Source organism: Crocosphaera sp. XPORK-15E (assembly GCF_034931425.1).
GTDB lineage: Bacteria > Cyanobacteriota > Cyanobacteriia > Cyanobacteriales > Microcystaceae > UHCC-0190.
This window is the reverse complement of record NZ_JAYGHQ010000026.1, coordinates 17,477-27,066: the sequence shown is the minus strand read 5'-3', so window position 1 is coordinate 27,066 and position 9,590 is coordinate 17,477. Positions and strand designations below refer to the sequence as shown.

The following is a 9,590-nucleotide window of genomic DNA, read 5'->3' as shown; positions in this document are numbered from 1 at the left end:
AGCTAAATCTCTTAATTTTTCCCCTAACCGTTGACGAAACATACGTTCTTCCTCAAGGGCTAATTGGGTTTGTTCCCTGCGTTGTCTTTCTTGTGCGACTAACTCATTTCCCCATAACAGCAAATTTCCCGACAGATCCCACCATCGCAGCCAATAAGCGGACATTTCATCCTTTTTCCCTTGCCATACGCCCAAAAATAAGTTAATTTCTCCAATCCAATAGCGATGATTGTCGTTCGCTGACTGTCGTTCATACTTACCAGATACTAGGCGATAAACGTCTAAGTCTCCTGTTTTTGGCTGAAAAATTCCATAGATAGGCACTTTTAAAATATTTTCATAAAAATACCATTTGCCATAGGGATAATAAGGATTGACAGAATATTCACCTCCCTCAGTTTCCGAGATAAATTCCAGGACAATGGTGGGAATCTCCCCTTCTAGATGGGGAGTATAGCTGCGTCGAATCTCTCCTTGTGTAATGGGCTTTACTGATGGGATATACAGCCAATCTGGGGCTTTAACTACAGTTTTATCGCCAACAGTAGCACATAAGCCAAAATTTGAAGCAATTAACATTGATTCGAGGATTAACCCGGCTAATGCTAGAGATTCGCGCAAAGCAGAGGCTAAAAGGGGTTGTAGATTACTTTCCACGGGTTCGTCAGGTAGGATGAAATCATCGGGCAATTTTTCCCATGTAATCGTCGGTAGCAGGTTGGATGGGCTGAGTTGTATGGCTGTCATAAATCTGATCTGATGTGCATTGTCATCAAAGAGGCTGACAATAAGATTAATCTTGTCAGCCTCTAAGTACAATTAAGGATTTACATTGTCCAATAATCCCTTATCCGAGGGGATGGAAAAGAAGATCAGGATAGAAACGATTGAATTCAATCAAAATCCCGGCTGTAAAGGTTAACAAGGCCATAATTAAGACAGGGGCAGTAGACAGAAACTTTGTGAAACCTTCCATGAATGGTTCTCCCAAAAATTGATAATGAATGAAAAAAATGCAAGGGCTGTTTAATTAACGAGGGGAAACGGTAATTTCGCTATCCTTAGCCGTTAATTTTCCAGAGGTAAGTTCACCAAAGGCAGCTAAAGGCCAAGCAAAACCTGTCAACATTTTGCTGAGAGCTAGAGGTACATCAATCACGATCTCTTTCATTTCAGCATCTTTGTCATTGCGGATAGCAATTAAGTAGGCCCGGCCAACCCAACCGATCCAACCAGCAATGTAGAGGAACAAAATACCAGGAATGGTAAAGTCTCCCATGTGGCTCAAATTACCATCAACAATGAGGTGAGGATAGCCTTCAGGGCCACATAAAGCCTCTGCATAGCGTTCCGCACGTTTTTGACCAGATTGGGGGTCATTGGTGGTGTTGAGGAAATTTTTGGACTTTTGCTGATAAGCCGGGGTTTCGCTACAAGGGGTCAGGTTAGCATAATCTGCTGAAGCAGCAGGAGCAAAATTAAACCACAGAGTTGCAATGAGAATTAGCGCGAACAATCGTTTCATAAGAGTTCTTTCCTTTTGTTACAAAAGACTAAGCGTGAATGCGCGAGTAGACTTTTCATCATAATAATAAGCCCCCAGACACCTTTAGCCTAGGGGGTATGTTACAAATTGTTAGCAGATTTTTGGGGGAGTCGGTCTGTGATCATGAGAATCCCTCATACCAAAGCGTTTCTGACAACGGGTTTAGGATTCTTCTTCTTTTTCCTTGGAAGCACTAGGAGACGCATTATACAGCGCGTCTAACTGTTGTCTCGCATCTTCAACGGTAACGGAACGCATCACTAATAATGGTTCATTAATGGGGTTTCCTCGCTCATCTAATAATTCGGGGTGGATGGTCTTTTGAGAATTTCTCCACTTGAGATCTCTTTCAGCCGGAGATGTTCCTCTATGGGGCTGACGGCGTTGGGAATCCATACTCACGGTAATTAAACTACGAATTAGATTACTAACGGCGAGAAAGGCAATAATTGTGAAAGCCACAATGTAAATTAAATGTAACATTTGAAGTCCTCCGATAAAGCACCTGTTAGGTGAAGGGGTCAGCTAAAAATTATTAGGGGTTAATTAGGGAGATCGCAAGCTTTTCTTAAGATAATCTTTAATCAGCTTACCAAGAATTGTCCGATGATCTAGGGATTGTTGCGACCTTGATATAAATTTAAGGCGAGGGTAGATTCGGGTTTTGCTGAGATCGCCATTTCCTTGAGACTTGCCAACATTCGGCCACTAAGTTATGCCAAGGGACTAAGGCTCTGATCTCGATTCCCGCCTGCTTTCCGGTGGCTTCAAAGAGAATTTTAGCGGTACGAACTTCTTGCTCGCTGGTTTTCACCCTCTCCAAGAGTTCCCCTTGTTCTTCCAGGGATAGAAAGGTGATACGCTCTGATTCTAATAAATTGCGGGCCCGAACAAACCAATATTGAAAGTCTTCTAATAATGGTTCCAGAACGGTTTTGAGCAGTTCTTGTTCAGTAGGATTGGTATGGGACATCTTATAAAAATGGTTTTATCGCTGTTTTAATCTTAGCGTTTTTTACATTTCTTTACATTCCACCTCGAAAATTTTAACCTGATCTCGCCAACTGAGATCTTGGATTATGATTTAAAAATAACAAAACCCCGATTTTTCAATCAAAAATCAGGGTTTTCAGGCTAGGTGCAAGATCTGAGTCTAAGACTCAGCAAAACGATACAGTAAAAATCCTCCCATGGCCAACCCGATCAAATTGGGCAACCAGGCCGCTAGAAATGGGGATATTACCCCCATTAATCCTAAACTACCAATTAAGAACCCAAGAACGTAATAAGTAAAAATAATCACCACACTTAAGCCAAAACTGGTGGCTCGACTTATTTGTTGGGGACTAGCTCCCAAAGCTGAACCCACAACCCCAAAGACAACACAAATAAAAGGAAAAGCAATTTTTTGTTGAATACGAACTTGAAAGGTGCGTAATTTTTTATCATCTCCCATCATTTTTAAGATTCTCATATATTGCCTTGCCTGAATAATATTCATTTCATAAGGATCACGCCCTTGCAAGGCAAATTCAAAAGGAGCTTTACTTAAAGGTAATTGACGATGTTCAAAGGGATGAGTCTCTTGATAAGAGGTATCAGGTGCAAGTTTATAAATTGCGCCATCGAAAAAATCCCAAGTATCTTCGTTTGTATTCCAAGTTGCTGAGTCAGACACCACAATGCGATTTAGTTTTTCTCCTAGCCATTCTAAAACCGTTAAAGTTTTCAGGTGTTTACCATCAAATTTTTCGGCAAAAAATAAATGTTTTAAGCGTTTTCTCGTTTCGCCGTTGGGCAAAACAATTTGTTCATAATCAGGATAAAAAATATCTTTATTTTGCCAAAAGGGATGATCTTCTTGAAGATATTCCACTAAAATTGCTGTGGCCCGATAATTGGCGGTGGGTACTACTAATTCACTAAATAAAAAGGTAACAAATGTCACCACTAAACTTAATACTAAAGCAGGGACAACGAGACGATAAAGACTGACTCCACATCCCCGTAAAGCAATTAATTCACTATCATTACTCAAACGGCCATAAGTTAATAATGTGGTTAACATCACTGAGATCGGTAAAGCATAGGCTGTAAATTCTGGTACTTTGAGTAATAAGATTTGTACCGCTTGCATTAAGGGCAAATCAGAATCTACAACTTTATTGGCTAAATCTGATAAATAACCAATAGCAACACCTAAAGTGGAAACTAAGCCAACGGAAAAAATTAACGGGGCAATTAATTGTGAGGTGATATAGCGATCCATCAGGGACAGAGAAAAGCCACCCGGCCGCGCACCGCTCTGCGGATCTCTCCGAGATCGCAGAAAGTGAATTAGGGATTTAATAACTTTCATCGGCATCGGCATTTTTTGGGGGCATTATTCTGGAATCATTGACGGAGCGAGATTTAGTTAGTTGCCCTGGCAACCAACGGACGGTCTTACCATAGATGATAAATCCTTTTGTGCGATCATGCGTTACAATTCTTAACAACAGTAACTCCCTTAAAATTGTAGTCCTATGATACTGAAAACGGCTCTGATTACGGGTGCATCTTCTGGGATTGGACGGGTCTTTGCTCAAGAATTAGCCCTTCGTCAGACCAATTTAATTTTAGTCGCTCGTTCTCAAGATAAACTATATCAACTGGCGCAAGAGCTAAAGGCGCAAACTTCCCTGCAAGTTGATGTCATTGTGCAGGATTTAACGGAACCACAGGCAGGCCAGAAAGTTTATGATCAGATCAAGGATCTGGGTCAAACCGTTGATTTATTGATTAATAATGCTGGTTTTGGGGATTATGGGCCATTTGCCGAACGGAATCTATCTCAACAACTAAACATGATTCAACTTAATGTTACGGTATTAGTTGAGTTGACTCATTTATTTTTAGCGCAAATGCAGCAGCGAGGCAATGGAGGAATTATTAATGTTTCGTCAATTGCTGGATTTCAAGCCTTACCTTATTTGTCAACTTATTCAGCAACTAAAGCGTTTGTTTTGAGTTTTACTGAGGCTTTATGGGCAGAAAATAAAGAGAAAGGTATTCATATTTCTGCTTTATGTCCCGGCCCCACTGAGTCGGATTTCTTTGAAAGAGCGAACTTTCCCTCAACATTTGCCAGCAAGGATGGTAAGGGTTTAGCATCAGCTAAAGCTGTTGTTAAAGATGCCTTAAATGCCCTGGAAAACAACAAATCTCATGTGGTAACAGGAGGCTTGAGTAATCAGTTTATTGTCAATGTGTCCCGTTTTTTACCGAGAGAATGGTTAGTTAATGCCATAGAAAAACAGTTTAGGGGTTAACCTATTTACAACAGGGCAGTACATTCTAAAATCAATTTTTGATTGATTAAGGCATGGGGTTGGACTTCTAACGCTTTGCGGAAAGCAGCAATTGCTTCTGTATATTCTCCCAAGGCTAATAAACATAATCCTAAACCATGCCAAGCCCCAAAATGATAGGGAATTAATTGTACAACTTTTTGACAATCTTGTTTGGATTTTTCGTATTGTTCTTGGGTAAAATATAGCACGGCCCTTCGATTCCAGGCCTCAGCAAAATCAGGATAATTTTGAATTGTTTCTGTGAGAATTTCTTCGGCTTTTTGTTGATTACCAGCCTCTAGAAAAAACTGCGATCGCCGCAGCAATTCTAACCCTAATTCTCCCTTTTGTTCAAACCAAATCTGCCAAAGCTTATTTGTGGCCCTTTGTCGGGCCAATTCATCTGCTTCTTTTAAGTCTTGTAATAAGCGATCAATTTGGGAAGACTTCACGTTCAACAATGGATAATGGATAATGACCAAGAATCTAAAAAGGAAGATGATTGAAAGAACCGCTTTGCCTAACCATAAACCGAATTAATTAATTATCAATTGATAATAATTTGGAGTGGTTAGGATTTTTGTTTTTCAGAAGCTTCATCCTTGGATTCCATGTCAGGAACAAAATCAGGACGTTGGGCATCTTCCCAACCAGCGGGACGCTTAGAATTGTACCAAGCAAGAGAACCAATTGTAACGGCAGCGATGAAACCCACCACATAGACGATGACAAAATAAGTGGGAAATTGACCAGCGATTGCCAATAAAGAGGCTAATAAGTTCATTTTTTTGACTTTCTTGATTTAACTTATCCCATTTTATCAAAAATTGAACCTTATTCCTACTTAATTTGACAAGTATTTAAGCGATTGATTATGGTTGTTAACCATCCAGTAAACCCCCAAAACTGCATTCCTAACATGGGTAAATGTCCTTGGGGGGCCCAAAGATTAAAATTAAGATCTTTATATGATAACCAATTATTATTGTTTCGCCAGCCTACTTTATCCCCAAAATCTCGCCAAATTTGTGAACTATATTCTTGATTTCCTCCCAGATTTTCATACATTTTTTTTTGTATTGAAAATCCAAAACGTTCGTTACTAATTTCAAACCATAATTGATCGATTATTTTTAACTCTTGACAATCTAAATTTTCGACATGAATTTTATCTAACCATCCAGCTTTTTCCCGATCAGCAATTTTTAGCATTAACCTGGCAGTTTCTTTATCGGCTTCTTTTAAATTGCCAATGGTGAGAAATCCTTGCAAGTTATTATAGTCAATATTGCTGTCTGATATGGAAACAATTATTGATTTTTTTGGGCTAGTGTCTTTTGTATTTTTATAAATATTTGCCGGAATTTCTGATAAATTAGCCCCTTGAGATGGGGCGACAGTGGCCATAGTTAGCTGCTCTTTTCTCGCAGGATTTAGATGCACTTGACGAGAGTTTCTAATATTTTGTTTCTTGGGAACACTCAGGGGTTTTGTTTTCAATAAATCTAGCCATTCTTGGATTGATTGAGGACGTTTTTCTGAACGAAGTTCCATCCCTTTAAGAATAGCATTATTAACAGTATCACTGATATTATAATTATGATTTTTGGGTGGAATAAGATTAATTCCTTGTTGACGAAAAGGGGCGGGGAAGGGCAACTGTGAGGTAAGAACATAGTATAAAGTGGCAGCTAAGGCATAAACATCTGTATAAGCTCCTCGTTTTGCTCTGAGTTCATATTGTTCTAAAGGAGCAAAAGATTCTGTGCGAGAATTAGTATGAGTTGCTACTTTATCTTGGACAAATTCTCTGGCTAAACCAAAGTCAATTAAAATCGCTTGCATATTAGTTTTGCGAAGCATAATATTGCCTGGTTTAACATCTCTATGGATAAATCCTTGTTGATGAATATAGGTTAAAGCTGAGGCAATTTGTTGAATATAATGTAGTGCTTCTGTTTCTGATAAAATTCCTTTATAGCTTGCATATTGTTTGAGAGTTCCTCCGGCAACATATTCCATAACCATACACCAGAGTTCCCCTTCTTGGCAGACTTGCTCAACTTTGATAACATGGGGATGATTACACTTGGCTAAACAAAAAGCTTCTTGAATAAATCGTTCTTGATGTTTACTAAAATTATCTTGATTTTGAATCAAAGCATTGAGGGTTTTAATAGCAACTAAATTACCCGTTGAATGTTCTTTCGCACGGTAGGTTATTCCTGAACCGCCATAACCCAAAATTTTGTCAATTTCATAGCGGCCGTTTTGTAATTTTTGTCCAGTTTTCCAATGAGTCATGATGTTTTAGAGTAAGAAAAATTACAGAAATAATCAGAAGATAAATCTAGAATGCTATAAATTTATTGGACAGAAAATCAAGCAGTTACGCAAAATAACCACAGAATGAAATAGGCAGATTATACATAACTAGACTTAGTATTCCCAGAATTTGGCAAAAAACTTCATCTTATGTTAAATGACTTTTGTTAATTTTTTGAAAGAAGTGTTATTTTTAGGACTGATTTGGGAACACTATTCTGGGATTTTTATGAAAATAACTATAATGATCTAGTATTTACTTCAACAATAGATAATGGATAAGGGAACTATAATCATCATATATAAGTATAATTAAATAGAAAAAAGTAGAAATTTAGATAAATAAATTGTTCACTCAAGGAACTGTCACTTTTGAGCATCAGCCGATTCAAAATAACCGTTAAAGTGATGATAGTTGATAGCCAAGACGTTGATAGTAAACATTAATTTTGGGGAAAGAAACACCATGAAAACCACAACAACAACCATTAAATCTTTAATAAAAGCAACAGGGTTGATTTTAGGTTTAGGGACGCTTACATACCAGTCAGGGGCAAATGCTAACCCTCTTTACCAACTCTTTCAAAATTATAATGTTGCTCAACAATCCCCTAATGATATTATTATCGATACCAACCCCCAAAGTCCATCCCCCCCACCTGTCAATACGGGTTCAGCAGACACTCGTTTTGAATGTCAAATGGACGGGGGAAGATATAAAGTGATGTACCGTCCCCAAAGTCAAGAAAGTCAACCTTATCCTTGGGCAATTCCTAGTAATCTAGGGGATGGTTGGACAGCAGAAAGGCGTTGTTATGAAATTAGTCGCCGTTTAGAGATGTATCGGCCAGATGGTTTGTTAGAATTGAGAACAGGAAGGGAAAATAATTACGATACTATCTGCGTCACTACTCAAACAGATCCCCGTTGTCGTATTGTTTTAACTGTTCCCCCTGGAAAGAATCCAGAAATTACCCGTGACCAAATTTTTCAAACTCTGGTATCTGCTGAAGATGGACAATATAGCCAAGGGGTGAATGCTTTTACCGGAAGTGGTTCAATTAATAACACTTTAGGTCAATTACTTAATGGAAATATCCCTCAAATTGGCAGACCTTCTCAACCTAGATCTAATGGTATCAATTTACGTCCTTTCTTAGATTCGGCTGATGGGGGAACTGGGGCCAAATTAGAAAAAACTCCTACTAATTCTAACTCTAGTCCATCCAATTCTCGTCCATCCAATTCTCGCACATTAAACCCTAACTTATTTCGCTAATTGTAGGGTGGGCAATGCCCACCTTACTATCTGAAGTTTAATCGTAAACTGAGTTCTTTCTCCACTTCTTCTAAAGATAAATAGTGATCAGGAGGATTTAATAACCGTTCTTGAGCATCTTTAATATCTTCAAAGTCTTCTGAGTAGTTAATAATTGCTTCGACAATTAATTCATCTTCTCCCAGTCCAATTTTTTGAGAAATTATAGATAGTCTAGATTCTATTTCAGGTGATAAATTAATATTTTTCATCATAATCATATCCCAGGATACTAGCTATATGGTAATACGAGTAGGTACATAAAATAAATTATCAATGAATAATTAATAATTATCAATTATCAATTATCAATTATTCATTAGATTAAGCAATTAGATACGTTGCAATAAACTAACCCCATGACTATCGGTTCCGCAGGTTCGATAGAGTCCATAAAGATCACTTAAACTTAACACCGTTTCTGTTTGTTTTGGACTGGTTTTCCAGGGTTTAGGGTTGCCATAAGCGTAAAATGTTTCTACTCCATCAATTCCTAGGGTTGCTACTAGGGGAATCAGTTCTTTAGCAGAACGAGAATAACGTTCAGGATGGGCCAATACTGCCATTCCTCCGGCTTTTTTGATAGCATCAATTACAACACTCACTAATGCTAGGTTTCCTGTGGGGGAGTCTCCTTCTTGGTAGGGTTCCATGAGGGGATGTTCAGGAGTAAACCCATACCCTAAAATATGCACGTCAACATCAAGCAAACGGGAAGTAATTTCGATCCCTGTCCACAGATGGGGTAATGTTTTCTGGGGGTGTTGTTGTGACGTTTCCTTAAGCCAATTTTGTGCGATTTGATAACCTTTCGTAGAATGGTGATCGGTAATGGCCATCCCCTTTAGTCCAATATCTGTTGCTTGTTTTATCAATTCTTCTGGGGTAAGTTTTCCGTCAGAATAAATGGTGTGCATATGAAAATTGTACTCATAAGGACAACTCTCAGCATGGAGGGTTGACCAAACTGTTTTTAGGGTTTGAGTATCTTGAGAGGATGGCTTAGTTGATATTGAGACAACCATGAGCAGTGCCGTAATAGGACAAAGATTGCAATATATTACATTCT

13 protein-coding genes are annotated in these 9,590 nt (G+C 38.5%); 2 read left to right on the top strand and 11 right to left on the bottom strand.

Translation table 11 applies throughout. From position 1 onward, the window contains the following. The 6 genes from VB691_RS22450 to VB691_RS22425 all read right to left on the bottom strand — a co-directional run. A partial coding sequence (locus VB691_RS22450; protein ID WP_323293761.1) for a Uma2 family endonuclease occupies positions 1-747 on the bottom strand: 747 nt, incomplete at its 3' end. Between the two features lie 100 nt (positions 748-847). Next, positions 848-976: a photosystem I reaction center subunit IX gene (gene psaJ, locus VB691_RS22445; RefSeq protein ID WP_323293760.1), complete on the bottom strand. Its 129-nt coding sequence runs from the start codon at positions 974-976 to the stop codon at positions 848-850. Between the two features lie 54 nt (positions 977-1,030). Further along, the gene (locus VB691_RS22440; RefSeq protein WP_323293759.1) at positions 1,031-1,525 is read right to left on the bottom strand and encodes a Photosystem I reaction center subunit III; all 495 of its coding nucleotides are present in this window, start codon (positions 1,523-1,525) and stop codon (positions 1,031-1,033) included. A 183-nt stretch (positions 1,526-1,708) separates the two neighbouring features. After that, on the bottom strand, positions 1,709-2,029 hold the full coding sequence (locus VB691_RS22435) for a DUF2973 domain-containing protein (protein WP_323293758.1): 321 nt from the start codon (positions 2,027-2,029) through the stop codon (positions 1,709-1,711). A 157-nt stretch (positions 2,030-2,186) separates the two neighbouring features. Next, a complete protein-coding gene (locus tag VB691_RS22430) occupies positions 2,187-2,519 on the bottom strand; it encodes a DUF2605 domain-containing protein (protein ID WP_323293757.1) in 333 nt (110 codons plus the stop codon). Positions 2,520-2,699: 180 nt separating this feature from the next. Next, positions 2,700-3,911, bottom strand: a complete 1,212-nt coding sequence (locus VB691_RS22425) for an LptF/LptG family permease (RefSeq protein WP_323293756.1) — start codon at positions 3,909-3,911, stop codon at positions 2,700-2,702. Positions 3,912-4,071: 160 nt separating this feature from the next. Between VB691_RS22425 and VB691_RS22420 the strand changes: the two genes are divergently transcribed. Beyond that, entirely contained in the window at positions 4,072-4,857 is a 786-nt protein-coding gene (locus VB691_RS22420; protein ID WP_323293755.1) for an SDR family oxidoreductase, read from the top strand. Positions 4,858-4,862: 5 nt separating this feature from the next. Here the strand turns inward: VB691_RS22420 and VB691_RS22415 are convergent, their stop codons facing one another. The 3 genes from VB691_RS22415 to VB691_RS22405 all read right to left on the bottom strand — a co-directional run bounded on the left by VB691_RS22415 (position 4,863) and on the right by VB691_RS22405 (position 7,182). Beyond that, a complete protein-coding gene (locus VB691_RS22415; RefSeq protein ID WP_323293754.1) occupies positions 4,863-5,330 on the bottom strand; it encodes a tetratricopeptide repeat protein in 468 nt (155 codons plus the stop codon). Positions 5,331-5,449: 119 nt separating this feature from the next. Beyond that, positions 5,450-5,662 carry a photosystem II assembly protein Psb35 gene (psb35, locus tag VB691_RS22410; RefSeq protein ID WP_323293753.1) on the bottom strand — a complete coding sequence of 71 codons (213 nt, stop codon included), beginning with the start codon at positions 5,660-5,662 and terminating at the stop codon, positions 5,450-5,452. 56 nt (positions 5,663-5,718) lie between these two features. Further along, positions 5,719-7,182, bottom strand: coding sequence for a serine/threonine-protein kinase (locus tag VB691_RS22405; protein WP_323293752.1), 1,464 nt, complete (start codon positions 7,180-7,182; stop codon positions 5,719-5,721). 487 nt (positions 7,183-7,669) lie between these two features. Here VB691_RS22405 and VB691_RS22400 point away from each other — a divergent pair, with 487 nt between their 5' ends. Beyond that, a complete protein-coding gene (locus VB691_RS22400; protein ID WP_323293751.1) occupies positions 7,670-8,482 on the top strand; it encodes a COP23 domain-containing protein in 813 nt (270 codons plus the stop codon). 26 nt (positions 8,483-8,508) lie between these two features. Here VB691_RS22400 and VB691_RS22395 read toward each other — a convergent pair whose 3' ends face one another. Then, positions 8,509-8,736, bottom strand: coding sequence for a CopG family transcriptional regulator (locus tag VB691_RS22395; protein WP_323293750.1), 228 nt, complete (start codon positions 8,734-8,736; stop codon positions 8,509-8,511). Positions 8,737-8,853: 117 nt separating this feature from the next. After that, on the bottom strand, positions 8,854-9,546 hold the full coding sequence (locus VB691_RS22390; protein WP_323293749.1) for a PHP domain-containing protein: 693 nt from the start codon (positions 9,544-9,546) through the stop codon (positions 8,854-8,856). Positions 9,547-9,590 lie beyond the last annotated feature (44 nt).